24 protein-coding genes and 3 tRNA genes are annotated in these 23,789 nt (G+C 67.8%); 9 read left to right on the forward strand and 18 right to left on the reverse strand.

What is annotated here, in order from left to right; all coding sequences use genetic code 11:
* Nucleotides 1-27: 27 nt before the first annotated feature.
* The 10 genes from ACFC1J_RS10885 to hpt form a co-directional block, all read right to left on the reverse strand.
* A complete protein-coding gene (locus ACFC1J_RS10885) occupies nt 28-735 on the reverse strand; it encodes a DUF2520 domain-containing protein (RefSeq protein WP_375905408.1) in 708 nt (235 codons plus the stop codon).
* Nucleotides 732-2,534, reverse strand: coding sequence for a PH domain-containing protein (locus ACFC1J_RS10890; RefSeq protein WP_375905411.1), 1,803 nt, complete (start codon nt 2,532-2,534; stop codon nt 732-734). The genes ACFC1J_RS10885 and ACFC1J_RS10890 overlap by 4 nt, the downstream gene beginning before the upstream one ends.
* A complete protein-coding gene (locus ACFC1J_RS10895) occupies nt 2,531-3,181 on the reverse strand; it encodes a PH domain-containing protein (protein ID WP_375906197.1) in 651 nt (216 codons plus the stop codon). Before ACFC1J_RS10895 ends, ACFC1J_RS10890 begins: the two co-directional genes overlap by 4 nt.
* Complete coding sequence (locus tag ACFC1J_RS10900; RefSeq protein WP_375905414.1) at nt 3,150-3,665, reverse strand: DUF3180 domain-containing protein; 516 nt, start codon at nt 3,663-3,665, stop codon at nt 3,150-3,152. The genes ACFC1J_RS10895 and ACFC1J_RS10900 overlap by 32 nt, the downstream gene beginning before the upstream one ends.
* Complete coding sequence (gene folK / locus ACFC1J_RS10905) at nt 3,662-4,216, reverse strand: 2-amino-4-hydroxy-6-hydroxymethyldihydropteridine diphosphokinase (RefSeq protein WP_375905416.1); 555 nt, start codon at nt 4,214-4,216, stop codon at nt 3,662-3,664. Before folK ends, ACFC1J_RS10900 begins: the two co-directional genes overlap by 4 nt.
* Nucleotides 4,213-4,605: a dihydroneopterin aldolase gene (folB, locus tag ACFC1J_RS10910; protein WP_375905419.1), complete on the reverse strand. Its 393-nt coding sequence runs from the start codon at nt 4,603-4,605 to the stop codon at nt 4,213-4,215. Before folB ends, folK begins: the two co-directional genes overlap by 4 nt.
* 104 nt (nt 4,606-4,709) lie before the next feature.
* Nucleotides 4,710-5,501 (reverse strand): dihydropteroate synthase, encoded by a 792-nt coding sequence (folP, locus tag ACFC1J_RS10915; RefSeq protein ID WP_375905422.1) that lies wholly within the window; start codon nt 5,499-5,501, stop codon nt 4,710-4,712.
* Nucleotides 5,498-6,139 carry a GTP cyclohydrolase I gene (gene folE, locus ACFC1J_RS10920; RefSeq protein ID WP_375905425.1) on the reverse strand — a complete coding sequence of 214 codons (642 nt, stop codon included), beginning with the start codon at nt 6,137-6,139 and terminating at the stop codon, nt 5,498-5,500. Before folE ends, folP begins: the two co-directional genes overlap by 4 nt.
* Before the next feature lie 3 nt (nt 6,140-6,142).
* Nucleotides 6,143-8,146 carry an ATP-dependent zinc metalloprotease FtsH gene (gene ftsH, locus ACFC1J_RS10925; protein ID WP_375905428.1) on the reverse strand — a complete coding sequence of 668 codons (2,004 nt, stop codon included), beginning with the start codon at nt 8,144-8,146 and terminating at the stop codon, nt 6,143-6,145.
* A 111-nt stretch (nt 8,147-8,257) separates the two neighbouring features.
* On the reverse strand, nt 8,258-8,809 hold the full coding sequence (gene hpt, locus ACFC1J_RS10930; protein WP_375905431.1) for a hypoxanthine phosphoribosyltransferase: 552 nt from the start codon (nt 8,807-8,809) through the stop codon (nt 8,258-8,260).
* 120 nt (nt 8,810-8,929) lie between these two features.
* On the opposite strand from hpt, the gene ACFC1J_RS10935 reads away from it, so the two are divergent.
* Entirely contained in the window at nt 8,930-9,541 is a 612-nt protein-coding gene (locus tag ACFC1J_RS10935) for a DUF937 domain-containing protein (RefSeq protein WP_375905434.1), read from the forward strand.
* Nucleotides 9,542-9,809: 268 nt separating this feature from the next.
* On the opposite strand, the gene tilS is transcribed toward ACFC1J_RS10935, so the two are convergent.
* Nucleotides 9,810-10,769, reverse strand: coding sequence for a tRNA lysidine(34) synthetase TilS (gene tilS / locus ACFC1J_RS10940; protein ID WP_375906200.1), 960 nt, complete (start codon nt 10,767-10,769; stop codon nt 9,810-9,812).
* Nucleotides 10,770-10,919: 150 nt separating this feature from the next.
* On the opposite strand from tilS, the gene ppa reads away from it, so the two are divergent.
* Nucleotides 10,920-11,411, forward strand: a complete 492-nt coding sequence (ppa, locus tag ACFC1J_RS10945; RefSeq protein WP_375905437.1) for an inorganic diphosphatase — start codon at nt 10,920-10,922, stop codon at nt 11,409-11,411.
* Between the two features lie 75 nt (nt 11,412-11,486).
* Here ppa and ACFC1J_RS10950 read toward each other — a convergent pair whose 3' ends face one another.
* A complete protein-coding gene (locus ACFC1J_RS10950; RefSeq protein ID WP_375905440.1) occupies nt 11,487-12,764 on the reverse strand; it encodes a M23 family metallopeptidase in 1,278 nt (425 codons plus the stop codon).
* A 373-nt stretch (nt 12,765-13,137) separates the two neighbouring features.
* Between ACFC1J_RS10950 and ACFC1J_RS10955 the strand changes: the two genes are divergently transcribed.
* The 3 genes from ACFC1J_RS10955 (at nt 13,138) to ACFC1J_RS10965 (ending at nt 13,462) form a co-directional block, all read left to right on the forward strand.
* Nucleotides 13,138-13,210, forward strand: a tRNA-Glu gene (locus tag ACFC1J_RS10955).
* Between the two features lie 27 nt (nt 13,211-13,237).
* Nucleotides 13,238-13,311 (forward strand) — tRNA-Asp (locus tag ACFC1J_RS10960).
* Between the two features lie 78 nt (nt 13,312-13,389).
* Nucleotides 13,390-13,462: transfer RNA gene (locus ACFC1J_RS10965), tRNA-Phe, on the forward strand.
* Between the two features lie 333 nt (nt 13,463-13,795).
* Here the strand turns inward: ACFC1J_RS10965 and ACFC1J_RS10970 are convergent.
* Nucleotides 13,796-14,089 carry a hypothetical protein gene (locus ACFC1J_RS10970; RefSeq protein ID WP_375905443.1) on the reverse strand — a complete coding sequence of 98 codons (294 nt, stop codon included), beginning with the start codon at nt 14,087-14,089 and terminating at the stop codon, nt 13,796-13,798.
* Between the two features lie 701 nt (nt 14,090-14,790).
* Here ACFC1J_RS10970 and ACFC1J_RS10975 point away from each other — a divergent pair.
* The gene (locus tag ACFC1J_RS10975; RefSeq protein ID WP_375905446.1) at nt 14,791-15,861 is read left to right on the forward strand and encodes a PIN domain-containing protein; all 1,071 of its coding nucleotides are present in this window, start codon (nt 14,791-14,793) and stop codon (nt 15,859-15,861) included.
* On the opposite strand, the gene ACFC1J_RS10980 is transcribed toward ACFC1J_RS10975, so the two are convergent.
* Complete coding sequence (locus ACFC1J_RS10980; protein WP_375905449.1) at nt 15,858-17,066, reverse strand: DNA cytosine methyltransferase; 1,209 nt, start codon at nt 17,064-17,066, stop codon at nt 15,858-15,860. The genes ACFC1J_RS10975 and ACFC1J_RS10980 overlap by 4 nt on opposite strands.
* Before the next feature lie 113 nt (nt 17,067-17,179).
* Between ACFC1J_RS10980 and ACFC1J_RS10985 the strand changes: the two genes are divergently transcribed.
* Nucleotides 17,180-18,268: a ParB N-terminal domain-containing protein gene (locus ACFC1J_RS10985; protein WP_375905452.1), complete on the forward strand. Its 1,089-nt coding sequence runs from the start codon at nt 17,180-17,182 to the stop codon at nt 18,266-18,268.
* A complete protein-coding gene (locus ACFC1J_RS10990; protein ID WP_375905455.1) occupies nt 18,265-19,122 on the forward strand; it encodes a hypothetical protein in 858 nt (285 codons plus the stop codon). Before ACFC1J_RS10985 ends, ACFC1J_RS10990 begins: the two co-directional genes overlap by 4 nt.
* A gap of 384 nt (nt 19,123-19,506) precedes the next feature.
* Here ACFC1J_RS10990 and ACFC1J_RS10995 read toward each other — a convergent pair whose 3' ends face one another.
* From ACFC1J_RS10995 to ACFC1J_RS11010, 4 genes are all read right to left on the reverse strand, one after another.
* A complete protein-coding gene (locus ACFC1J_RS10995) occupies nt 19,507-20,673 on the reverse strand; it encodes a Cmx/CmrA family chloramphenicol efflux MFS transporter (protein ID WP_375905457.1) in 1,167 nt (388 codons plus the stop codon).
* A gap of 245 nt (nt 20,674-20,918) precedes the next feature.
* Nucleotides 20,919-21,203, reverse strand: a complete 285-nt coding sequence (locus ACFC1J_RS11000; protein ID WP_375905460.1) for a hypothetical protein — start codon at nt 21,201-21,203, stop codon at nt 20,919-20,921.
* On the reverse strand, nt 21,200-21,439 hold the full coding sequence (locus tag ACFC1J_RS11005; RefSeq protein ID WP_375905462.1) for a hypothetical protein: 240 nt from the start codon (nt 21,437-21,439) through the stop codon (nt 21,200-21,202). The genes ACFC1J_RS11000 and ACFC1J_RS11005 overlap by 4 nt, the downstream gene beginning before the upstream one ends.
* A 192-nt stretch (nt 21,440-21,631) precedes the next feature.
* A complete protein-coding gene (locus ACFC1J_RS11010; RefSeq protein ID WP_375905465.1) occupies nt 21,632-22,288 on the reverse strand; it encodes a response regulator in 657 nt (218 codons plus the stop codon).
* A 353-nt stretch (nt 22,289-22,641) separates the two neighbouring features.
* Between ACFC1J_RS11010 and ACFC1J_RS11015 the strand changes: the two genes are divergently transcribed.
* Nucleotides 22,642-23,775, forward strand: a complete 1,134-nt coding sequence (locus tag ACFC1J_RS11015) for a sensor histidine kinase (RefSeq protein WP_375905468.1) — start codon at nt 22,642-22,644, stop codon at nt 23,773-23,775.
* Nucleotides 23,776-23,789 lie beyond the last annotated feature (14 nt).

Below are 23,789 nucleotides of genomic sequence, written 5' to 3' on the forward strand. Positions count from 1 at the left end.
CGCCGGCCGGAGCGCACCGCGGCGCGATCAGAGGATGTCGGAAGGGGAGAGCGGATCGGGCGGGGACGCGTCGCGCAGGGCACGATCGAAGGTCGACGAGACGAGCGCCGAGAGGAAACCGCCCGGGTTCTCCACGCCGATCCCCCGCAGGATCCCGGTCGCCTGCCCGACGATCGAGCGCGCGAACTCCGAGGCCGTCGAGATGGCCTCGGCGTATGCGGTCCGGTCTGCCTCCTCGATCACCACGGGCTCGCATCCGAGCTCCACCGCGAGGGCCTGGGCGATCGGCAGCACCATGGCCGGCGCCGTCACGGCCGCATACGAGGCCCGCAGCTGGCGCAGGTCGAGCGTGGTTCCGGTGAAGGAGATCGCAGGGTGCACGGCGAGGGGGATCGCTCCGCTGCGCACGGCCGGCTCCAGCACGTCGGCGCCGTAGGCGGGATCCGTGTGCAGCACGAGCTGGCCCGGCTGCCACGCCCCGAGTTCCGCGAGGCCGGACACGAGTCCCGGCAGCTGGTCGTGCGGCACGGCGATCACGACGAGCTGCGAGGCGCGAACGAGCTCGGGCGCGTCCATCACGGCGACGCCCGGCAGCACCGCCGCCGCGCGATCCGGGTCGGATCCGGCAGTGATGCCGACGAGAGCGTGGCCGGCGCCGCCGAGTGCGGCACCGATCACGGGGCCCACGTGGCCGGCGCCGACGATGCCCACCTCGAGTCGCCCTGCGCGCGTCATGAGGTGCGCTCCGCAGATCCGCCGAGCCCCGCCGGAAGGCCGTGGCCCGCGGGCAGTCCCTGGCCTGCGAGCGGCCCCTGCCCCGCAAGTCCGCCGAGCCCCGCGGGAAGGCCGTGCCCCGCGGACAGCCCCTGGTCCGCCGCCGGGGCCGCCCCCGTCCCCGCCAGCTCGTGCCCCTCGGCCCAGCGGTGCGCGCGGTCGGCCGCAGCCGCGCGGGCGGCCGACACCGACAGCGTGTCGAGCATCGCGAGCAGTACCTGGCTGTCCAGGCCGGAGACCTCGCCGCGCACCGGGCCGACGGCGGAGTGCGCCTGCGCCTTGGCGACGCCCTGCGCCCGGTCGATCGGCCCCTGATGCAGCGAGAAGCCCTGCAGCCGGGCGAGCGGGAACACGGCGAGCTGCCGCCAGATGCGGCCGCGGCGCAGAAGCAGCGCGAAGTCGGTGAGCGCGGCGCCATGCCGGCGCCAGGACAGCGGACGCCGCCACCAGCCGCGCGGCGGGATCGTCGTGTACGGATCCCCGGCGACCGGCCCGAGCACTCCCTGCTCCCAGATCAGCGGCAGCACCTCCGCGGGCACATCGGGCAGGATCAGCGCCAGCACGCGCTCGACATCCGCGCGTGCGCCCACCGGCAGCACGATGTTGAACTGCTGCGCCTGGCTGGACTGCTGCTGGGAGGCGGCCTTGCCGCTCATCCGGTTGATCCGCACCGACCACCAGCCGAACGGCCGCCAGAGCAGCGGCTGCATGACCTCGACGGCGAAGATGCGCCCAGGCGGAATGGTCTCCGTCACGGTCGTGAACAGGCCGAACGTGATCCGCACCCCGTCGGGGGTGGGCGCGATCGAGTAGCGCAGCGCCCGCGCGATCCTGCTCCAGGTCACCGCGATCGAGGCGAGCAGCAGCGGGATGCCCATCGCGAGGGCGATGCCGATCGCGAGGGCGCCTCCGGCGGGCCCCGCATCGGCCAGCACCGAGGGGAGCGTGCCGATCATGCCGCCCACGAAGATCACCGCGAAAAGCGCGAGCCAGGTCAGCCCGGACAGCACATGCGAGCCCACGAGGCGCCCCGTGGGGATCCGCAGCACGTGCTCCGGCGCGATGTCGTCCAGGTCCACCCCGGCGATCAGCCCGGTGACGCCGGCGTCCATCGAGGCCGCGAGCTGCGCGCGCATCGTGCGGGCGGCCGCCGCGTCGGTGCTGCCGCGCGTGGCCTCACGGGCGTGCCGCGCACCGGAGGCGAGGCGGAGGATGTCCGCGCGCACCGACTCGGCCTTCGCCGTGGAGAGGTACTCGAGAGGCACGTTGGCATCATTGCCCGCCCCGTCGACCTCGAGCTTCGCGAGCCCGATGAGCCGCGCGGGGAACGGGCGGGTGAGGTTCACGCCCTGCACCCGGTCGAGCGGCGCCCTGCGGTGCGAGCGGAAGACCACGCCCTTGCGGACCTCGACGTGCGCCTCGGTGATGCGGAAGTCGTGGAAGCGCCACATCAGCCAGAACATCCCCACGAGCAGCACCGCCAGGGCGAGCACGCCCAGCAGCACCAGGAGCACGAGGTTGTTGTTCACGACCCAGTCGACGGGGTCTCCCCCGAACTCCGGCACGCGCGTCGGGGTGAACAGCGAGATCAACCAGTACACGATCTTCTCGCGCAGGTTGGCGATCAGGTAGCCGATCACGATCACCAGCACCAGGCCGCCCTTCATGAGCGGCGTGAGCGGGTGCATCCGGTGCCATTCGCCGTCGGCGAGCGAGGCCGCGCCCGGCGCCCCGTGGGGCTGCTGCCCTGGCGTGCTCACAGGCCGGTCCGGCGCATCTCGGCGACGTCGATGAGGGTGTCCCGCAGCGACTCCGCGGCATCCTCGGTCATGCCGGGGATCTCGACGCCGGTGGTCGCGGCGGCCGTCACGAGCTTGAGCTTGGCGATCCCGAAGGCCCGGTCGACCGGCCCTCGGGTGATGTCGACCAGCTGCATGCGGCCGTACGGCACCGCGATCATGCGCTGCCACAGGATCCCGCGGCGGAAGACGATGTCGTCGGCGCGCAGCATGTAGCCGATCGCCCTCGCCTGGCGCGGCAGGATCACGAGCTCGAACAGGATGACGACCGCGATCGCGCCCGCCACCGTCCAGGCCCACGGCCAGGGCTGGGCGAGGAGGGTGGTGGCGGCGTAGGCGGCGACGGCGATCACGGCGAGGAGGATGATGCGCAGCAGCACCTCGGCGATCACGTACTTCGGCGAGATCTGGTGCCACGTGCCGTCCAGCGCGAGTGCTCCGCGCGCCGTGGGCGTGCGGAGCACGGGGTAGGTGCCGTCGTCGAGCACCGGTGCGGACGCGGGCGCCGCGTGAGCGGGCGGGACGGCGTTCGCGGACTGCGCGCGCGCCTGGGCGCGGGTCGGCGGCGTGACGGGATCAGTGCCCGGGATCTGCGGCGGTTCGGGAATGGTCGTCATCGTCGTCCTCCAGGCGCGGCCCGCTGAGGCCGTCGGGGTCGTGGGGCCCGTTTCCGGGCAGCAGGCAGAAGCTCTCCGCGATCACCGCCGCGATCGTGAGCACGAGTGCGGCGACGGCGGTCGCGATGATCGAGCCTAGCGGCGGCGTGATCGGGCGGGAGAGCAGATAGGCCATGAGCCCGATCCCGAAGCCGGTGATCACGGCGCCGACCAGGCTCGAGGCTCGCGCGAGCATCGCGATCCGCAGCGCGCGGAACGGATTGACCGGCGGCCGCGCGGCCGACCGCGTGCTGCGCCGGATCGGCCAGGCCAGGGCCAGCACCGCGACCGCCAGGAGCACGAGGAAGATCGACAGCAGGATGGACGGCGCGAACGTGGCCCTGCCCGCGGTCGTCATCGCGTGGTCCAGCAGGAAGCCCGCCGCCGCCCCGGCGAGGGCCAGCACGGACAGCAGTACCGGGGAGATCCGCCTCATGAGCCGTCCTCGAGCGCGGCCAGCAGGTCGGCGACCCTGCCGCGTCCCGGCAGCACGGCGTCAGGGTCGACGTCGAGCCACGGCGCCAGTACGAAGGCGCGCTCGGCGGCGCGGGGGTGCGGCAGCAGCAGGTGCTCGTCGTCGCTGCGCAGGTCGTCGTACGCGATCAGGTCGAGGTCGAGGGTGCGGTCGCCCCAGCGCTCGGCGCGGATGCGTCCGTGCTCCTCCTCGATCGCGTGCAGCATGCCGAGCAGTACCTGCGGGGCGAGGCGCGTGGTGACGATCGCGACGGCGTTCGCGAACTCCGGAGCCTCCGGATCCGGCCCGTCCAGCCGCTCCGCGACCGTGCGGAAGATCGTCGAGACGCGCACGTCGTCGACGAGGGGTAGGCGTCGGATCGCCTGGACGGCCTCCTCGATCGTGGCCGTGGTGTCGCCGAGATTGGAGCCGAGCGCGACGACCGCTTCGACCGGCTCCTCCTCGGGACGCGGATCGATCGCGGGCAGGCGCCGTCCGCGCGGGACGGGCGGGATCGGGTGCGTCGGCGTCATCCCTCGCTCCATTCGCGCTGCACGTGGCTCACGCGCTGCACCGTGACCGACACATCGGCGAAGGTGAGCGGGATCGGCGCGTGCGGCTTGTGCACGGTGACCTCGACGCCGTGGATCCGCTCGTCCTCGAGCACCATGTCGGCGATGCGGGTGGCGAGCGTCTCCAGCAGGTTCACGGGCTCACCGGCGACGACCGCCGCGACCCGCTCGGCGAGCTCGCCGTAGTGCACGGTGTCGGCGACGTCGTCGCTGGCGGCGGCCTGGCGCACGGAGAGGTGCAGGCGCAGGTCGACGATGAAGTCCTGGCCGTTCTCGCGCTCGTGCGCGAACACGCCGTGCCGCCCGAACACCGTCAAGCCGGTCAGCGTGATCGCGTCGAGGAAGTCCATGCCCCCAGCCTACGGCGAGGGACCGACGCGGATCGCGGCTGTCCGCGAAAGGCGAAGCCCGGTGCAGGACGGCGGCCGGCACCGTCGAGCCAGGCGTCCGGCGGTCAGTCGTCCCAGGCGCCGAGCACGGCGAGGGCGTCGCGCGTCGCGGCGACGTCGTGGACACGTACGGCCCACGCCCCGGCGCGCGCCGCGAGCACACTCGTCACGGCGGTCGCCAGGTCCTTGCGCCGCTCATCGGCTTCCGCGCCGAGGGCATCGGCGAGGAAGCGCTTGCGCGAGGTCCCCACGAGCACGCGCGGTCCGAGGGCGACGACGTCGGCGAGCTCGCGCAGCAGATCCCAGTTCTGCCCCGCGGTCTTCGCGAAGCCCACGCCGGGGTCGACGATGACACGCGAGGGGGCGATGCCGGCGGCGGCCGCGGCAGCCACGCGCTCGCGCAGCTCGCCGGCCACCTCCCGGCCGACCCGCGCGTACTCGGCGCGCGCGTACATGTCCGAGGACGGCCCGCGCCAGTGCCCGAGCGCGATGTCGGCGCCCGTCTCCGCCACCGCCGCGAGCATCTCCGGATCCGCGAGACCGCCCGAGACGTCGTTCACGATCCGCGCGCCCGCGCGGATCGCGGCGACCGCGGTGCCGGCGTTCAGGGTGTCCACGCTCACAGGGATCCCCTCGGCGGCGAGGCGCTCGATGACCGGCAGCACACGGCGCTGCTCCTCGGCGACCGGCACCCGCTCGGCGCCGGGCCGGGTGGATTCCCCGCCGATGTCGAGCACGTCGGCGCCCTGCGCGCGCAGCAGCCGGCCGTGCGCGACCGCGTGGTCGGCGTCGGCATAGCGCCCGCCGTCGCTGAACGAGTCGGGGGTGGCGTTGACGATCCCCCAGATCGCGGTCATGCGGTGGTACCGGGTGCGTCGGCGGATGGAGCGAACGGGTCGGCGACCGATCGCGCACCCGCCCCGATCAGCGCGATCAGCTCGGCGCGCGCGACCGGATCCGTGTAGACGCCCCGTGCGGCGATCGTGAGCGTCGACGCCTCGGTCTGCCTGCCGCCGCGCATGGTCACGCAGCCGTGCACCGCATCCATCACCACGAGCACGCCCCGCGCGTCGAGGTGGGAGGCGATCGCGTCGGCGACCTGCTCGCCGAGCCGCTCCTGCACCTGAGGACGCGAGGCGAGGATCTCGACCACCTTCACCAGCGCGCCGAGGCCCACCACGTGCTCGCCCGGCAGATACGCGATGTGCGCATACCCGGCGAACGGCAGCAGGTGGTGCTCGCAGACCGAGCGGAACCGGATGCCGCGCAGCAGCACCGCCCCCGAGGGCAGGGTGTCGGGCGCGGGACCGTGCGAGACGCTGATCGTGTGCGCGAGCGGTGCGCCGGGATCCTCGCCGAGGCCGGCGAAGAACTCGGCGTACAGGTCGGCCATCCGCGCCGGGGTCTGCTTCAGCCCGGGACGCTCCGGATCCTCGCCGATCGCGAGGAGCAGCTCACGGGTCAGGCTCGCGACGCGGTCCCGATCGACGGCCATCGCTCAGGCCGTCGCGGGGCGCGGCTTCCCGCCACCCGCGGTGCCCGGCCGGCGCTCCGTCGACGGCTGCGCCGCCTCGGTCGCCGCGGTGCCGACCTCGACGCCGCGCTGCGGCATCTCGATCGGCGGCAGCAGCGATACCGGGCGGTCCTCGCTCGAGAGCCACTGCGGACGCTCGGGGAGCTTGCGGATCTCGGTGAAGATCTCCGCGATCTGGTTGTGATCCAGGGTCTCCTTCTCGAGCAGCTCGCGGGCGAGCTTGTCGAGGATGTCGCGGTTGGCGCTCAGCACCTCGTACGCCTCGTTGTGGGCCTGCTCGATGAGGGCGCGCACCTGCGTGTCCACCCGCTCGGCGATCGTCTCGGAGTACTCGCGTCCACGGCCCATGTCACGGCCGGCGAAGGGCTCGCCGCCCTCGGTGCCGAGCTTGACCGGTCCGAGCTCGGTCGTCATGCCGTACTCGAGCACCATCTTGCGCGCGATCGACGTCGCCTTCTCGATGTCGTTCGAGGCGCCCGTGGTCGGGTCGTGGAACACGATCTCCTCGGCCACGCGGCCGCCCATCGCGTAGGTGAGCTGGTCCTGCAGTTCGTTGCGGGTGACCGAGTACTTGTCGTCCAGCGGGAGCACCATCGTGTAGCCGAGGGCCTTGCCGCGGGGCAGGATCGTGATCTTGGTGACCGGGTCGGTGTAGTTCATCGCCGCCGCCGCGAGCGCGTGTCCGCCCTCGTGGTACGCCGTGATGAGCTTCTCCTTGTCCTTCATCACGCGGGTGCGGCGCTGCGGGCCGGCGATGACGCGGTCGATCGCCTCGTCCAGAGCCCGGTTGTCGATGAGCTGCGCGTTCGAGCGCGCCGTCAGCAGCGCGGCCTCGTTGAGCACGTTCGCCAGGTCGGCGCCGGTGAAGCCCGGAGTCTTGCGGGCGACGACCTCGAGGTCGACGCCGTTCGCGAGCGGCTTGCCCTTCGCGTGCACCTCGAGGATGTGCTGGCGGCCCTTGAGGTCGGGCGCGTCCACGCCGATCTGCCGGTCGAAGCGGCCGGGGCGCAGGAGCGCGGGGTCGAGGATGTCGGGGCGGTTCGTCGCCGCGATCACGATCACGTTCGCGTTCGGGTCGAAGCCGTCCATCTCGACGAGCATCTGGTTCAGCGTCTGCTCGCGCTCGTCGTTGCCGCCGCCGAGACCCGCGCCGCGGTGACGGCCGACGGCGTCGATCTCGTCGATGAAGATGATCGCGGGGGCGTTCTCCTTGGCCTGCGTGAAGAGGTCGCGCACGCGGGAGGCGCCGACGCCGACGAACATCTCGACGAAGTCGGATCCGGAGATCGAGTAGAAGGGGGCGCCGGCCTCACCGGCGACGGCGCGGGCGAGCAGGGTCTTTCCGGTTCCGGGAGGGCCGTATAGCAGGACGCCCTTGGGGATCCGCGCGCCGATCGCCTGGAACTTGCCCGGATCCTGCAGGAACTCCTTGATCTCGTGGAGCTCCTCGATGGCCTCGTCGGCACCTGCCACGTCGGCGAAGGTGACCGTCGGGTTCTCCTTGCTCACGAGCTTCGCGCGGGACTTGCCGAACTGCATGATCTTGCTGTTGCCGCCCTGGGCGCTGGAGAGCAGCCACCAGAAGAGCAGGCCGAGCAGCACCATGGGGATGAGGATCGACAGGAAGCCGTCGAACCAGCTCGCCTTCGGCACGGCGTCGTTGTAGCCGTCCTTGGGCGCGGCGTCGTCGATCGCCTTGACCACTTCCGCCGCGCGGGCCTGGACGTAGTAGAACTGCACGCTGTCCGCGCCCTTGTACGGCTTGGACAGCGTCATGTCCACGCGCTGGTCGCCATCGGTGTTGACCACCTTGGTGACCGTCCCGCCCTTGAGCAGGTCCAGCCCGTCCTTGGTCGACACCTGCGAGGAGGATCCGAGGTTCGAGATCAGCAGGAACCCGCCGACCAGGAAGAGACCGATCAGCACCACATAAGTGAGCCAGCTGCGCGTGATCTTCTTGACATCCATGATCCGATCAGCGTAGCGCGAGACCCTTAGCGCCCCCCTGGGGATTCGCCCACGGCGTACGCTTCGTCTCGCTCCGCTCGCTCAGGGCGCCGCGCCCCTCTCCGCCGTCCCTCAGGCGTACACGTGCGGCGCCAGCACCGCGACGTCGCGCAGGTTGCGGTAGCGCTCGGCGTAGTCGAGGCCGTAGCCGACCACGAACTCCGGCGGGATGTCGAAGCCGACGTACTTGCAGTCGATCACGACCTTGGCCGCCTCCGGCTTGCGTAGCAGCGCGAGCACCTCGATCGACTCGGCGCCGCGCGAGGCGAAGTTCTCCAGCAGCCAGCTCAGGGTCAGGCCGGAGTCGATGACGTCCTCGACGATGAGCACGTGCTTGCCGTGCAGGTCGGTGTCGAGGTCCTTGCGGATCTGCACGACGCCGCTCGACTTGGTGCTCGCGCCGTAGCTCGAGACCGCCATCCAGTCCATCGGCACCGAGAACGGCAGCGCCCTGGCGAAGTCGGCCATGACCATGACGGCGCCCTTGAGCACGCCGACCAGGAGCAGATCCTTGCCCGCGTAGTCTTCGGCGACCCGCGCCGCGAGTTCGTCGAGCTTGGTGCGGATCTCCTCCTCTGTGACGAGGATGTCGGTCAGGTCGTCGGGGATGTCCGCTGCGCGCATGGATCGATTTTACGTGACCGGATCCGTTCACCCGTTGGAGTGCCGCGCGCACTACTGTGAGCGGAGAGGTGGGGTGGCGCTTGGGGGAACCGAGCCCCCGCCGCGGACGGAAGGAGTCCCATGGACATCGACGAGATCCTCACGCAGGTGCCGATCGGCGACATCGCCCAGAAGCTCGGCGTCAGCGAGGACGTGGCGCGGCAGGCGGTGCAGGAGGGCGGTGCTGCGCTGCTCGGCGGCCTCGCCAAGAACGCCGAGACCGAGGAGGGGTCCTCCGCGATCGAGGCGGCGCTGGCCAAGCACGGCGGTTTCTCCGGCGCGGCATCGATCGACGACATCGACGAGGCCGACGGCCAGAAGATCGTGTCGCACGTGTTCGGCGACAACGCCGAACAGGTCGCGCAGACCCTGACGAGCGAACAGAAGACGGCCGGCATCGACTTCGGCAAGCTGCTCCCGATCCTCGCCCCGATCGTGATGGGCCTCATCGCGAACAGCCAGAAGGGCTCGGCCGGCGGCAGCGGCGGCGGGCTCGGCGATATCCTGGGCGGCCTCTTCGGCGGCGGTCAGCAGCAGGGCTCGGGCTCGGCGGCGGGCGGGGGCGGACTCGGCGACATCCTGGGCGGGCTGGGTGGCCTCTTCGGCGGCGGCCAGCAGGGATCCTCGGCCGGCGGTGCGGGCGGCATCGACATCGGCGGCCTGCTGGGCGGCCTCCTCGGCGGCAAGAAGTAGCACGACCACGAGACGCGGCTTCACTCGGGGAGCCGCGTCTCGTGCTGTCCCGGGGCGGATCCGCTGATCCCGCGATCCGCTGATCCGCCGAGTGCACGGGATCCTGCCGAACGCACGACTTGTTCACGCCGCGAAGCCGTGCACTCGACAACAGCCCGTGCACTCGCGGAATCCCACCCAGCGCACGGCTCGTTCACACCAAGACACGGTGCGCTCAGCAACAACCCGTGCACTCGCGGGCAGGGATCCAGGGATCCACGTCCCGGCGCTAGCGTGCCGCGAACACGATCCGGCCGCCGACGCGGGCCGCCGTGCAGCCCGGCAGATCGAGCGGCCCCTGGCCCGACCAGTCCGTCACCAGGCGCGCGACCTCGACGGTCTGCGCACGGGTCAGGCCGACGCCGAACTCGCTCTGCACGACGAGGCGGATCACGCGGTTGCGCAGGGCCGCGGGGTTCGCCGCGAGGGCCGCGACGCTCACGGAGATCCCCGCTTCCGCGTGCTCCACGATGTCCTCGATGGTCTCGTGGATCATCTCGTCGAACGCCTCCGCGTCCTCGCGCAGCTGCTCGGCTGTACGCGCGAGCGCCTCGGCGATGCCAGGCCCGAGCTCAGCCTCGAGCACTGGCAGCACGCGCTCACGGGCACGCACGCGCAGGTAGCGGGGATCGGCGTTGTGCGGATCGTTCCAGGGCTCGAGCCCCTCCGCCGTGCATGCCGCCCGCGTCGTCTCGCGCCGGACGGCGAGGAGCGGACGGATCCACGTCGTGCCGTCCTCGTCGGTCCGCACGGGCGCCATGCCCTGCAGGCTGCCGGCGCCGGATCCGCGGGACAGCCCCAGCAGTACCGTCTCGGCCTGGTCGTCGAGCGTATGCCCGAGCAGCACCGGCGCGCTCTCTCGTTGCGCGACCCGGCGCAGCGCGGAGTAGCGGGCGGCACGCGCGTCGCCCTCGGGCCCCTCGCCCGACTCGGCGACGACGACCCGTTCCACGAGCGCCTCGATGCCGAGCGCCGCTGCCTTCGCGGCGGCCTCGGCGGCGACAAGCTCTGAGCCGTCCTGCAACCCGTGATCGACCGTCACGCTCCGCACGGCGATGCCCGCGGCGCGCGCCTCGAACGCGGTGGCGGCGGCCAGCGCCAGGGAGTCGGCGCCCCCGGAGAGCGCCACGATCACCGCGGTCGGCTGTTCGGGCAGAGCGGCCAGCGCGGCGCGCACGGCACGGCGCATCTCGGCGACGGCGGGAGAGAGGGACGGCACGCTCTCACGCTACCCGGATCGAGCTCCCGCCCCGCCGGCCCTGATGCCGGCAGGCGCTCATCGGCATGCGCAAGTAGGCTGGTGCGCGGCATCCAACCGTCTTTCCTGAGGAGCACACGCATGGGCGCACACGACGCCGTCATCGAGATCCCGCGCGGCAGCCGCGTGAAGTACGAGGTCGACCACGAGACCGGACGAGTGCACCTCGACCGCGTGCTCTACACGACCTTCGGGTACCCGGCCGACTACGGCTACTTCGACAACACCCTCGGCGAGGACGGCGACCCGCTCGACGTGCTGGTGCTGCTCGACCAGGCGATCTTCCCCGGCGTCGTCGTGAACGTGCGCCCTGTCGCAGTGCTGAAGATGAGCGACGAGGCCGGCGGGGACGACAAGCTCGTCGCCGTGCTGAGCAAGGATCCGCGCTGGTCGCACATCCAGGACCTGGGCGACCTGGCCGAGTACACGAAGAAGGAGATCACGCACTTCTTCGAGCACTACAAGGACCTCGAGCCCAACAAGTGGGTCAAGGTCGACGCGTGGGGCGACGCCGCCGAGGCGCAGCGGATCCTCGACGAGGCCATCGAGCGCTTCAAGAACGACGGTCACTGAGCCTTCGGACGCAGACGAAAAGACCCCCGGTGCCGCTCAGCGGCCCGGGGGTCTTCTATGTGGAGGATCCGAGGATCAGCCCATGTAGACGCCCTGGTTCTCCATGAAGTTGATGGGGTTGATGGTGCTGCCCCACTGGTAGACCTCGAAGTGCAGGTGGCAGCCGAAGGAACCGCCGGTGTTGCCCGCGTAGGCGATCACCTGACCGGCATTGACCCAGTCTCCTCCGCTGACGTTGTAGCCGCCGTTGAGGATGTGGCCGTAGCCGGTGGCGAGCCCGGTGCCATCGCTGTTGTCGATCCTGATGTAGTTGCCGTAGCCGCCGTTCCAGCCGGCGTACGAGACGGTGCCGGAGTGCGCGGCGAAGATGGGCGAGCCGCAGCTGCCGTCGGCGAGGTCGACGCCCGCGTGGAAGCTGGAAGAGCAGCCCCAGACGTCGCAGTCGGGCACGCGGTAGCCGTAGCCGGAGGACTGATAGCCGCCGAACGGGCGGACCCAGCCGCCGCTTCCGACCGAGCCGCCTCCGCTGTCGCCGCCTCCGCCGCCGCCACCACCACCACCACCGCCGCCGTTCTGGCGTGCGGCTTCTTCAGCGGCCTGACGCTCGGCGGCGAGCTGCGCCTGACGCGCGGCTTCCGCGGCGGCGCGAGCCGCCTCTCCGGCCTGGTACTGGGCGACGGTCTTGGCCGTGGTGTCCTGCAAGGCGGCGAGCTGCGCCTGCAGCTGGCCGAGGTGCGTCTGCTGGTCCGCGAGAGCCTTGGCAGCGGCATCGGCCGCGGCCTGGGCCTTCTGCATCTTCTCTTCGGCGATCTTCGCGAGGCGGTCGCGCTCGGCCTTGGCCGCAGTGGCCTGGTCGGTCAGCGACTGCGCCGTGTTCTTCGCCTCGAGGGCCTTGTCGTAGATCGCCTGGGTGCCCGAGAGCACACGGTCCATCTGCCCGAGGCGCTGCAGGAGCTCATCGGTGTTGGCCGTCGACTTCGAGAAGAAGAGCTGCAGGGCCGTCGTGTCGCCGCCGTCGCGCGAGAGCTGCGCGGCGATCTGGCCGGCCTTGCTGGCGGTGTCGTCCGCGACCTTCTTCTGGGTGTCGGCCTGCCCCTGCAGATCCGCCAGCCGGCGCGCCTGCGCGTCGAGCGCCTGCTGCGCGGCGAAGTACTCGTTGCCTGCAGCCTCGGCCGCGGCCTTGGTGTCGGCGACGTTCTGCGTCAGCGAAGCGATGAGCCCCTGGATGACGCTGACCTGGTTCGCGGCGGCGTCCTCGTTGGCCTTGGCCGCCTGCACGTCGTCCCAGCTGGGGTAGTCGTCGGCGTAGGCGGCAGGAGCGCCGAGGAAGAGGCCCAGGATCAGCGCACCCACGGTGGCGATACTGAGCACGACGCCACTGCGACGGCGTCCCTGGCGCGCCGCGCGGGCACGCCGAACGAGCGACGCCTGTCCGGGTCGGCGGGCGTCTTCGATGTTCGGATGGTTCACGCGGCTCCCTTTCGCCGGTTTCACTCATGTCACACTAACAACATCAGCATCTTTCGCAACCCTCGGATCCCGCTCGGGATCGGGAATTCTTCGGGTCGTCATCTGCTGGTCGTGCGTTCGGGGACGGGACGGGACCAACCTTCATTCTGCTCCCGGACACGCCCGGGATCCAGAGCGACGCGCTCTCGATTGGTGTTTTGCCTCGAGAACCCCTTATGCTTGAGCGTCGGCAAGGGAACCCCCGAGGTTCGCCTCCGGCCCCATCGTTTAGCGGCCTAGGACGCCGCCCTTTCACGGCGGTAGCACGGGTTCGAATCCCGTTGGGGTCACTCTTTCCGATACAATTTCATAGTTCTGGCCCTGTAGCGCAGTTGGTTAGCGTGCCGCCCTGTCACGGCGGAGGTCGCGGGTTCAAGTCCCGTCAGGGTCGCTCCAAGCGACAGGCCTTTCCTCGGAAAGGCCTGTCGTCTAGGACGCAGGTCAGAAGCTTCCACCTTCCGGTCTGTGCGGCTCTGTAGCTCAGTTGGTAGAGCGTTCGACTGAAAATCGAAAGGTCACCGGATCGATGCCGGTCGGAGCCACACGGGTGATCGTTACAATCACCCCAGGAACCCTCGCGTAGCTTCTACATCGCGGGGGTTTCGCCTTTTCCCGGTCACGCGCGGTTCCACCGCTCCCCTGCTCCGACTCCAGTCGTCGAGCGAGCGCAGCTCCCGGTCGTTGAGCGAGCGCAGCGAGACGAAACGCGCCACCCACGAGGCTTGTGCCGGTTTTGTGCCGGTAGCGCCCCCGCGTGAAACCCAGGCGACGCGGCAAGGTCCGTGACTGGACAGCATATCCAGGAGCTCAAGCCCGTCACGCAGACCTCTAGACGATCATTCACGCGGCTCATCAGAACGACGCAGCGAGCCTGTTCAGGTGATGCTGACGGTGACAACCGAGTCCGGGAAGTCGAGGCGAACCAGAAGGTGAAAACCGTGCTCGAAGTAAATACGCGGCCAACTACTGGGCTCGTTGGGGTGCTCGAACTGCTGCGACCTCTCGGCACCGGCAAGCACACCGGTTACGCAACGCCGAACGACCTTATTCCCGTTGGCACTCTGATCCTCGACCGTGATGAAGACCTTGGTACCGATGAGATACGTCAAAACGGCAGGGTCAAACTCCCCCGCGCTGAAACGGATCGTGTGCTTGACAGTGGTGACCATGTGGCGCTCTTCTAACTGTGGTGAACGAGACACACAGTGTGCCTACAGATCCGCGAGGAATGCATGAGCCATGCCGCGAACGATGAAGATGCGGCTCGCGGTGCCGTGCTGGTGCGACCGGTCATAGAGCGCGCCCGTTTGGCAGACGAAGGGGATCGCTCGCTTGGCTTGTGCCAGTTTGTGCCGGTCGCTCGTCCTCGCCGCTCCAAATCTAGGGATCTATAGGGCCGTATAGCGATCTCCTATACATCGCTATAACTTGCTAGATCTGGAGGTGCCGACTCGGAGCCCGACCTTCGTCCGCGAGCTGCCTCGTGCCGGGTCCCATACACCTTCTCACCCGCTCCGGACTTCGACGCGATACGAGCCGGCATTCGCGCGCTCGGCTTCGAGGATCTACGCGACATCACGCCCAGATCGAGCGCGCCGAGTCCGACCCGAAGTTCATTTCCGTGGTTAGCCGTGCCTGGGACGTTCCCGCGTCGCGCCTCGCTGCGCGATGCCAAGGGCCTCGGCGACCTCAGCTTCGACCTCTCGCGCAGGGTCGGGTCGCCCCAGTCGACACCCGAGCTGTGAGAACTTTCTTTACTCGTTCAAGGCCGGCCTAGCGGCCGGCTGCGCCGCCTACGGTGCGGCCGGTCCTCGCTCCGCAGCGGTCCGGGCGCTCCTCAACGGCGCAGAGGGTGCGCTATTTTCGGAGTGTGAAGACACTGGTTCTCGACTCCACCGAGCTGCATCGGGACTGGTTGTTTCGGGGTGCGATCGCCCAGCTTCTTGAGCACGCGATCTCGAAGACCATTGAGGGAGTCGCGATTCCCGGGCCAGTCGTTGAGGAACTGGTCGCGAATCACGAGCGCCAAAGCGACGAAGCCCTAGCGCGACTGAACAAGGCAGCAGTCGACTGCCAGCGGCTCGGAATTCTTGATGCTCTGCCGCGCCCGGTGCCCTTGAACTACCGCGAGTACGTAACAGAGGCGTGGGATGAGCGCTTGGGCTTCACCATCTTGAGATGGCCTTCGATCTCGCATCAAGAACTAGTCAATCGCGCGACAACTAGGACTCCACCTTTTGACCACAAAGGCGGGGGCTATCGTGACGCTTTGGTCTGGCACAGCGTGCTCGAGCTTGCTAAGGCAGGCAAGGAGGTGGTGCTCGTCTCAGCGGACCGTGCATTCACCGATGGAGGACAGAGCCTCGCACAATCACTCCATGAGGAGACGACTTCGCTAGCTGGTTCAGTCGAACTCGTTCGAGAGCTCGCCCCTTGGCTCTTGGGGCATTTGCCCTGGGAGAGCGTTTCGACAGATGATGCCCTGCTTAACGCTAGGGATGATGTGTTTCGCACCTATTTCCTGGAATCCGACTTCCAGGAGCAACTTACTCCGGATGCCGAGGCGATCGGCTTCGACCGCGCGCCATACCGCTTCGAGGTCGATGGCGTCGAGTGGAGCGGAAGGCTGGATCGTGTCTCCGCACGCCGCACAGACGGCGGAGCGAACTTCATTCAGTACGACATCGGCGAGATGGTCGAGTTCACAGCGCTTCTTCCCGAAGGCTCAAGAATCGAGTCAACCTGGGGGATCTCGCCAGCTCCGTATCCGGCTCAAGTACGGGTCCAGGGATCAGCTGACTTAACGCTTCGCGTTGGTGTGCTGTTTGATGCCGACGCCTCGTTCGCCTTGGACGACTTGTCTTGGCGTCGCACAGATGGCAGCGCGACTGGACCCGCAGTTCAGTCCCACGATCCTGGCCCTGCACTGTTTGACCTCTAACGAGCAGGCAGCGACACATCGCTTTCCGAATTTACCGTCGAGAGCGACCTCGCCGCTGGCCCCTTGCCCTCGCCAGCATGCGCATCCTTGGCGCCTACCAAACCGGCATACCGCAGAGGCACGGCCGTCTCAGTCTCGCGAGGCGCCGGTACCTTACCGGCGGGCACACGAATCAGTGAAGGTTTCTCCCCCGGCTTTCGTGTCAGGCATCGCTTGATGGCCTGTCCGAGAATCTCAGCTAGCAGGGGCGGCGTCGCATTACCGATTTGCAAGGTTTGTTCTCGATAGTTTCCAGCGACGCTCCAGCCATCCGGAAAAGACTGAAGGCGAAGTTGCTCCTCCACAGCCAGCGGCCTGTTCTCCCAATGAAAAGGTCCAGTTGACGGCCCCGGCGAAGCAGGCAGGGTCCAAGATGGTCGATCTCGAGCGAGTTTGAGAAGGAAGTTCCAGTACTTAGTTCGATATCCGAACAGCTCCGGACCCTGGCCCCTGCTTGTAAGCCACAGGTAGTTGCTACCTTCTGGAATCAACGGCAAGAGTTCAGCCCATTTCCCTCGATTCTGAGGGCGCGTCTCGATATCGACATCCCACAATGCATCCCAGGCGGTGAGCGGGCGCTCGGCGTGCGTGGGAGCAGGCCAAGCGAACTCCACTCCGTCGCGGATCGCAACAACTATTGCGCGTTGCCGGTTCTGCGGTACACCGAAGTCAGCGGCGTTGATCATCTGAACGTAGAGCTGGTAGCGGACACCCGTTTCAGCGTTGATGTTGGCAAACTCGTTCTTCAGGTAGCCGATGGCTGCGCGCGGTCCCTGCACGAAGCCCTTGACGTTCTCGAACAGCACCGCTCGAGGCAGGAACTTGCGGACTAGCGACAGGGTGCTAACGACCGTCTCAGCTCTCGGGTCGAGCATGCCTTGTCGCCCTCTAGCCGCCCACTGGGCAGCCATGGAGAAGGGCTGACACGGAGGGCCGCCCGCCATAAGGTCCAGCTCGCCAGGAGCTAAGCCCAGTGCTCGCGGTTCCAAAACCTTCGCCAGCCCGTTTACGTCTCCGTCGCCAAGAAGTTGACCAACGTTGTTCAGCTCGAGAGTCTGCCGCTGCCGCTGCCCGATCTCGATGAGTCCTACGTGGTGGAAACCTGCCCTCTCAAGACCGACATCCATGCCGCCAGCACCAGAGAACAAGGACAAGACGCTCAGCACATGTACCATCCTCCCTCAGCTTCCGAGCTCAACAGAAATCCTGGAGGATGTCAACTTCTCCAGGCGGCGCGAGCCAGTAGTCTGACGGCGAACGCTACGAACCAGGAGTCTCCATGGCCGACCACAACGAGATCATCACGGAAGCACTCGGTGAGCTGACCAAACGAACTCTCGAGTACCTTCCGGTAGCGGAGTTGCTGCTCGACACGCGCAACCCCCGGCTTGTAACGTCGGGCACCCCGACCCAAGACAAGCTCATGCGCCTCTTGTATGAAACTGAATCGCTAGACGAACTCGCCGCATCGTTCGCGGACAACGGCTACTTCGCGGAAGAGCCACTCGTCGTGGTTCCCAGCGACTCCGGCTGGGTCGTCGTCGAAGGGAATCGACGCCTGACGACGCTCAAGATCCTGCTTTCTTCGACCTCACGAGCTGATCTCGGCATCAAGGACTGGCCGGAGCTTACCCCTGCCCAGCGCTCGTCGCTCGAGCTCGTTCCATGCGTTAAGTATGAGAAGCGCGAAGACGTATTCCCCTTTCTTGGCTTTCGGCACATCACCGGACCCAAAAAATGGGCACCCTTCCAGCGCGCAAGGTTTATTGCCCAGTTGATCGACGATGGAAAGGATCTCAACGAGATTGAGGACCTCGTCGGCGACACTGGCCAAACAGTCAAAAAGCTCTATCAGGACTACGTGGTTTTCGAGCAAGTCAAGAAGGACCTCGATCTCCCAGAACGCCCAATCCGTGAACGCTTTTCGCTACTCGAAGTCACGCTCGGACAACGTTCGATCAAGGCTTTCCTCAACATCCCGCGGCGACTCCCCGTCGAACGAGTTGACGCTCTAGTCCCTGACGATCATCTAGATCAGCTCGAAGAAGTCGTCACTTGGGTGTTCGGATCTGATGAAAAACCACCGGTGATCTCCGATTCGCGCGCGATTACGAATCGGCTTGCGCCGGTGTTGTCCAGCGAAACCGCGACCTCCTATCTTCGGAAGACTGGCGATCTCGAAGCTGCCTACGAGTTCAGCGACGGCGAGAAAGCATACCTGCTCAAGCGTATTCAAAGCGCGGAACGCGCCCTCCGTGACGTCGCAAGTCTGATCAGCATCTATCGTTCCGACGGTGACGTTGTTGCGGGCGTCGCCCGTCTTACTCAAGTCGTCGAGGGCCTCAGCGCGGTGGTAGATGCCGAGTGAACATCAGCCCGCCTTTCCCCGTGGGAACCGCGCCAAGCGCTTCGGAGGTCGCCGACTGGTGCGAATGTGTCGCGCTACTACAAGGCCGAGACCTGAAGCGTGGTGACCTTAAGTCGGTAATATCACGCGAAGACATCGGAAATCCTGATCTCCTCGAGCAGCAGGCATGGCAAGAGCTTCGAGATCGACAGATCCTATACGGCGACGGCTGGCCGCTCTCGATCACTGAAACACGCCTGGTCCCAAAGGAGGACGCCGACGACGACGCGGTCACGCTTCACACCTACTTGTGCCTCTTGGCGCTCGGCGAGATCGACCCTGAAGACCGAGCGCTATTCGAGGAACTCGTCCGCCACCTTTTCTCCCTCCGCCTAGGCGGCAGCGTAGTGCGGGTCGGACATCCTGCACGCGAGGGAATGCCCAAGTCTTTTCGCAAGCGGATCAAGGACTACGCGAAAGCGTCAAGCCTCACCAACCTCGAAGTGTTCAACGAACCGCTGCCCAAGGACAAAGACCTTGGCATGGACGTCGTCGCATGGCTTCCGTCCGTTGATAACAGAGGTGGATATTTACACTTCCTTGTGCAGTGCGCCACAGGAAAGAACTGGGACGAAAAGCTGTCGGACATAAATCTTGACGTGATTGCATCCCATGTAAAGTGGGCTGTTCACCCCGTTCGAGTGTTCTGCGTGCCCAGCGTAATCTCAGTTCCACAACCTCAGTGGATTCGCTACTCCCAACGCGCAGGGTGGATCATGGATCGCCCGCGACTGTTGAACCTGTCCGCTGGTTTCAAACTCTCCGATGAACTGCGAAGCGAGGTCAGCGCACGACTCATCGACCTCTGCGCTTAGACAAATCGTGCCGGTTCCGTGCCGGTACCGCCGCTGAAACCACCCCAAATCAGCCGCGACTATCCATGACGACTTCGGCGGAATCACGCGGAGGACGGCGATTAACGAGTACCCACTACCCCGCCGCATCCAACTGAAAGTCGAAAGGTCACCGGATCGATGCCGGTCGGAGCCACACGGGTGATCGTTACAATCATCCCAGAAACCCTCGCGTAGCTTCTACATCGCGGGGGTTTCGCCTTTTCCCTGGTTAGGTGTTCCTCCGCCGCTCCCCTGCTCCGACTCCAGTCGTTGAGCGAGCGCAACTCCCGGTCGTCGAACGAGCGAAGCTCCCGGTCGTTGAGCGAGCGCAGCGAGACGAAACGCCCTCCCCCATCGGACGGGTCAGCCCATCGCCTCCTTGGGCTTCATGAACGCCCGCCCGGTGAGGCACATGATCACGAGAGCGACCGCGGTCAGCGCCGCGGCGATCCATACCGGCGCGGACGACCCGAGGCCCGTCGTGAGCCCGAACGCACCGAGCACCGGCCCTGCGGCGGCGCCGGCGTTCAGCGCCGCGGTCGCATACGATCCGCCCATGGTCGGCGCCCCCGACGCCGCGTACAGCACACGCGTGATCACGGTGCTGCCGACGCCGAACGACAAGAGCCCCTGGATGAGGAGCAGCACGAAAAGCATGACGGGATGCGATGCGACCGCTGCCAGGGAGATCCAGCCGGTGAGCAGCAGCGGCCCGCCGACGGCGAGCACGAGACCGGGTCGTCGATCCGACAGTCGCCCCGCGATCGTGACGCCGAAGAAGGATCCGATGCCGAACATCACCAACGCGACGGAAACCCACCCTTCGGCCAGCCCGGCCGTCTCTGTCACGACGGGAGCGAAGAAGGTGAAGGCCGCGAAGGTCCCGGCATTGATCAGCGCGCCCAACGTCATGGCCAGGACGAGCCGCGGATTCGCCAATTGTTCGAGCTCGGCCCGGAGCTGAGGCGCGGCTCCGGGGGTTGTGGACTTGCTCGCGATGCCTCGGATGACCCCGAAGACCGCCGGGATGCACAGGACGACGATCGACCAGAACGTCGCTCGCCAGCCGAGCACGGTGCCGAGCAGCGCCCCTGCAGGGACGCCGGCGACGGTCGCGATCGTCGTGCCGGACAGCAGGATCGACAGGGCGCGTCCCTTCTGGTCCCCCGGCACGAGCGTGGTCGCGGTGCTCAGCGCGACGGCGAGGAAGCCCGCGTTCCCGAGAGCGCTGAGCACCCGGGTGATGAGGAGAAGCGAGAACACGGGTGTCAACGCACCGATGACGTGGCTTCCGGCGAACACGAGAAGGCAGCTGACCAACGTGAGCCGTGGCGGCCAGCGGCGAGCGAAGGCCGCCATGACGGGCGCGCCCACGGCCATGCCCACCGCGAATGCAGAGTTCAGCAGGCCCGCGGTGCCGACCGAGACGTCGAGTTCGGTTGCGATCGCGGGAAGCAGTCCCGCAAGCATGAATTCCGAAGTTCCCATGACGAAGACCGCCAGGGCAAGCAGATAGAGAGCAAAAGGCATCGAGTATTCCGAGGTGAGTGATCAAGAAGGGGTTCTTTCTTGTCACCACGGCCGGCGCCCCGGACATGCCCGGACATCCGCCCACGCAGATCGTGGGCGTCGTGATCAGTGGCTCAGGGGGCTGGCGGTGGGACCGTCAACCCCTGACCTGTTTGACTCGGGACTCGACATGCCTCAAACCTATCGCGTGTGCTGTGCGCGGATGCGGACGCGCGGTCCCCCGGCCTCAGGCGCTCCGGACCGCTTCATCGCCGGCTGTCCTCGCTGATCCGAGCCACGGGGCTCTCCTTCGTCGCGGGTCCCGGGGCCACATCGGGGTGCGTCGTCTCGCGGAGGTAGGGGATCGAGACCACCGCGGCCACGAGCAGCGTGCACGCGACGATGAACACCGCCGGCTCCGCGGCGCCCAGGAAGCCGTTGCCCGGCACGCGCGTGAGCAGCGCCGTAAGACGGCTCGCCCCGATGATCCCGAAGCCCGCAGCGGCGATCAGCCCGCCGATCAACCGGAGCCTTCTCAGAGCGGTCATCATGCCGCGGGACTCGCCGCCGGCCACATCAGTTTCAGGAAGACGGCGCCCACGCCGATGACGACGCCGGCCATGAGGAACACCTGCGCCCACAGAAGGGTCGCGGTGAAGAGAGTGGAGCCGCGCTCCATGCCGATGAGCGCATATGCGGTCATGGCCGTCCCCGCGAGGACGAGCACGGCCGTGAGACCGATCGCGGCGAACGTCGCGGTCTTCAGTTGATGGCGAGAGTCGGGCATCTGTCATCTCCTCATGGCGTCACACCCGCCGCGGAACCGGATCCAAGAACCGGCCCGTCGAGGCGTGCAGACATGGCGCGAAGGGGAACGCGCCTGCATCCATCGTCGCGAACGTGCGGTTCTGGGTGATAGGACGAAGGTGCAGACATCGCTGGACGAAGGTCTAACTCGGCGCGGCGGATGGCCGAGCGCTCAGGTGAACGAGACGAGCCCCGATCGGGCGGCGCGGATCAGCACCTGGACACGATCGCGGACGCCCCACTTCGCGATGATGTTGCCGAGGTGTGCCTTGACGGTCCCCTCTGAGACGTGCATCTCCAGGGCGATCTCGGCGTTGGAGAGGCCTGCAGCGAGAAGGCGGACCACCTCGATCTCCCGGTCTGAGAGCGCCTCGAACTCCTCGAGCGGCTCGATCGCCGGCGTTGCGGCTTCGCGGATCGAGGCGATGAGCCGGGTCGTGACCCGCGGGGACAGGACGCCGTTGCCTGCGAGCACCCCGTGCACGGCCGCGACGATGTCCTCGGGATCGGTGTCCTTGAGCAGGTAACCGGCGGCTCCCGCCCGAAGCATGGGCATGATCGACTCGATCGACCCGAACGTCGTGATCGCCAGCACCTTCGTGTCCGGCGAGTGCTCGATGATCCCTGCGGTGGCCGCGATGCCGTCGACGCCGGGCATCTGCACGTCGACCAGAGCGACGTCGGGACGGAGGCGGCGCGCGGCCGCGATCGCGTGAGCGCCGTCCGGGGATTCCTCCACGACGTCGATGCCCGCGGTGGTCAGGAACACCGCGAGCGCGCGCCGCACCAGCGGGTCGTCATCGGCGATCAACGCGGTCGTCGAGGTCATCCTCCGAGACTACGCGCGCGCGCACTCGCTGAAGGTCAGAAAAGGACTGGACAGAAGTCCTGGCAGCGCTGGCCGATGGTCCAATGTGCGCGCTCCCGCACGGATCCAGCATGCAGACACCCGACCGAGCGACCCGACGCCCGGCTCTATCTGCGAAGGAAGTGCGCCATGTTCATCGTTGCGACCTATTCCGGAATCTGGGACTGGCTCTGCAAGACGTTCGGCATCTGCAGCTAGTGGTGTCGTCGCAGGCGAGGTGGGGCAGCGCCTCACCTGCGGCCTTCACGGCCCGGAGAGGGCGACCCACGATAATGAGGGCCATGTCTTCCGAGCCGTCGCCTCCGGTCAACCGGATGAGGAGATTGCTCCGCACGTGGGCATCGTCGCCGCTGGTGAAGGCCGAACGCCTGACGCTGCTCGCGCTGACGTCTGCGGGGGTCGCCATCAGCGTCGTCCTCGTGATCGTCTCCCCCGCGGACGATCTCGTCTCCTCCGTCTTCCAGCTCGCTCTCACGGCGGTGTTCGCCCTCTTCGTGTGGTCACCGCTCCTGGCCGTCATCATGCTGCTGTCGGCGATGTGCGTCTCCTTCGCCGTCGCCAACGAGGGTGCGACGATCGTCGCGCTCGCCGTCGCCATGGGCTGTGTGGTCCGAACCGGGACCAGGCCGCTGCTGGTGACCTTCGTCGGCGGCTTCCTGCTTTCCGCCGCGGCGGCGGCGACCTTCGCGGTACCAGGGCTCACGCTGACCAACGTCGCCGCAGCCCTCGTGGTCGCCACGGTCTCCGGAGCGGTCGGGTATCTCCTCACCGTGGGATCCGCCCGCGAGCAACGACTCCAGGAGAGTCTCCGGGCGCAGGAACAGGCCGAGCAGGAAGCGGCCTTCGCCGAGCGCCAGAGGATCGCGGACGAACTGCACGACGTCATCGCCCACGATCTCACCGTCATCGCGATGTACACGCGGGTCCTGGAACAGCCCATCGACGAAGAGCTCCGCGAACAGTCCCAGCAGACGATCCGCGACGCTGCGAACAAGGCGCTCGGCGATCTGCGCCGGGTGGTCGAGCAGGCGAAAGGTCCTGCGGTCCTCGCCGACCCGCCTCGCGAGAGCCTGGCCGACGCGCTTGAGAACGCGAGGTCGGAGTTGCACGGCGTAGGGTCCGCGCTCATCCTGGACGGGGACCCTACGGACCCCCGCGTCCCCCGCGTCATCGACGCGGCCCTCGCACGCATCGCCCGCGAGTCGATCACCAACGTGCTCAAGCACGGCGGCCGCGGGGCCGTCGAGATCGCCGTGCGAGTCTCGTCCGGCACGGTGCGGATGTCCGTGCGGAGCCCCCTGGCGACGAAGGGCGCGCGAGAAGCGCTCCCGTCCGGCGGGTACGGCATCATGCGGATGACGGCCCGGGCGCAGCAGCTCGGGGGCGAGCTCACCGTCCGTTCCGAACGCCACGCCTGGATCCTCGAGGTGCAGTTCCCGCTCGTCTGAGAACCGGCGTGGGG

This window comes from Microbacterium sp. NPDC056052 (genome assembly GCF_042266785.1).
Taxonomy (GTDB): Bacteria; Actinomycetota; Actinomycetes; order Actinomycetales; family Microbacteriaceae; genus Microbacterium.

Bases quoted from the DNA above. Each gene is read 5' to 3' on its own strand.
- tilS (WP_375906200.1), bottom strand. From the start codon at position 10,769: ATGCGCCGTGCCGTGCGCGCCGCGCTGGCCGCTCTGCCCGAACAGCCG.
- ACFC1J_RS10985 (WP_375905452.1), top strand. From the start codon at position 17,180: ATGGCCGACCACAACGAGATCATCACGGAAGCACTCGGTGAGCTGACC.
- folK (WP_375905416.1), bottom strand. From the start codon at position 4,216: ATGACGCCGACGCACCCGATCCCGCCCGTCCCGCGCGGACGGCGCCTG.
- ACFC1J_RS10995 (WP_375905457.1), bottom strand. From the start codon at position 20,673: ATGCCTTTTGCTCTCTATCTGCTTGCCCTGGCGGTCTTCGTCATGGGA.
- folP (WP_375905422.1), bottom strand. From the start codon at position 5,501: ATGACCGCGATCTGGGGGATCGTCAACGCCACCCCCGACTCGTTCAGC.
- folE (WP_375905425.1), bottom strand. From the start codon at position 6,139: ATGGCCGTCGATCGGGACCGCGTCGCGAGCCTGACCCGTGAGCTGCTC.
- ftsH (WP_375905428.1), bottom strand. From the start codon at position 8,146: ATGGATGTCAAGAAGATCACGCGCAGCTGGCTCACTTATGTGGTGCTG.
- ACFC1J_RS11015 (WP_375905468.1), top strand. From the start codon at position 22,642: ATGAGGAGATTGCTCCGCACGTGGGCATCGTCGCCGCTGGTGAAGGCC.
- folB (WP_375905419.1), bottom strand. From the start codon at position 4,605: ATGGACTTCCTCGACGCGATCACGCTGACCGGCTTGACGGTGTTCGGG.
- ACFC1J_RS10885 (WP_375905408.1), bottom strand. From the start codon at position 735: ATGACGCGCGCAGGGCGACTCGAGGTGGGCATCGTCGGCGCCGGCCAC.
- ACFC1J_RS11010 (WP_375905465.1), bottom strand. From the start codon at position 22,288: ATGACCTCGACGACCGCGTTGATCGCCGATGACGACCCGCTGGTGCGG.
- ACFC1J_RS10970 (WP_375905443.1), bottom strand. From the start codon at position 14,089: ATGGTCACCACTGTCAAGCACACGATCCGTTTCAGCGCGGGGGAGTTT.
- ACFC1J_RS10935 (WP_375905434.1), top strand. From the start codon at position 8,930: ATGGACATCGACGAGATCCTCACGCAGGTGCCGATCGGCGACATCGCC.
- ACFC1J_RS11000 (WP_375905460.1), bottom strand. From the start codon at position 21,203: ATGATGACCGCTCTGAGAAGGCTCCGGTTGATCGGCGGGCTGATCGCC.
- ACFC1J_RS10900 (WP_375905414.1), bottom strand. From the start codon at position 3,665: ATGAGGCGGATCTCCCCGGTACTGCTGTCCGTGCTGGCCCTCGCCGGG.
- ACFC1J_RS11005 (WP_375905462.1), bottom strand. From the start codon at position 21,439: ATGCCCGACTCTCGCCATCAACTGAAGACCGCGACGTTCGCCGCGATC.
- ppa (WP_375905437.1), top strand. From the start codon at position 10,920: ATGGGCGCACACGACGCCGTCATCGAGATCCCGCGCGGCAGCCGCGTG.
- hpt (WP_375905431.1), bottom strand. From the start codon at position 8,809: ATGCGCGCAGCGGACATCCCCGACGACCTGACCGACATCCTCGTCACA.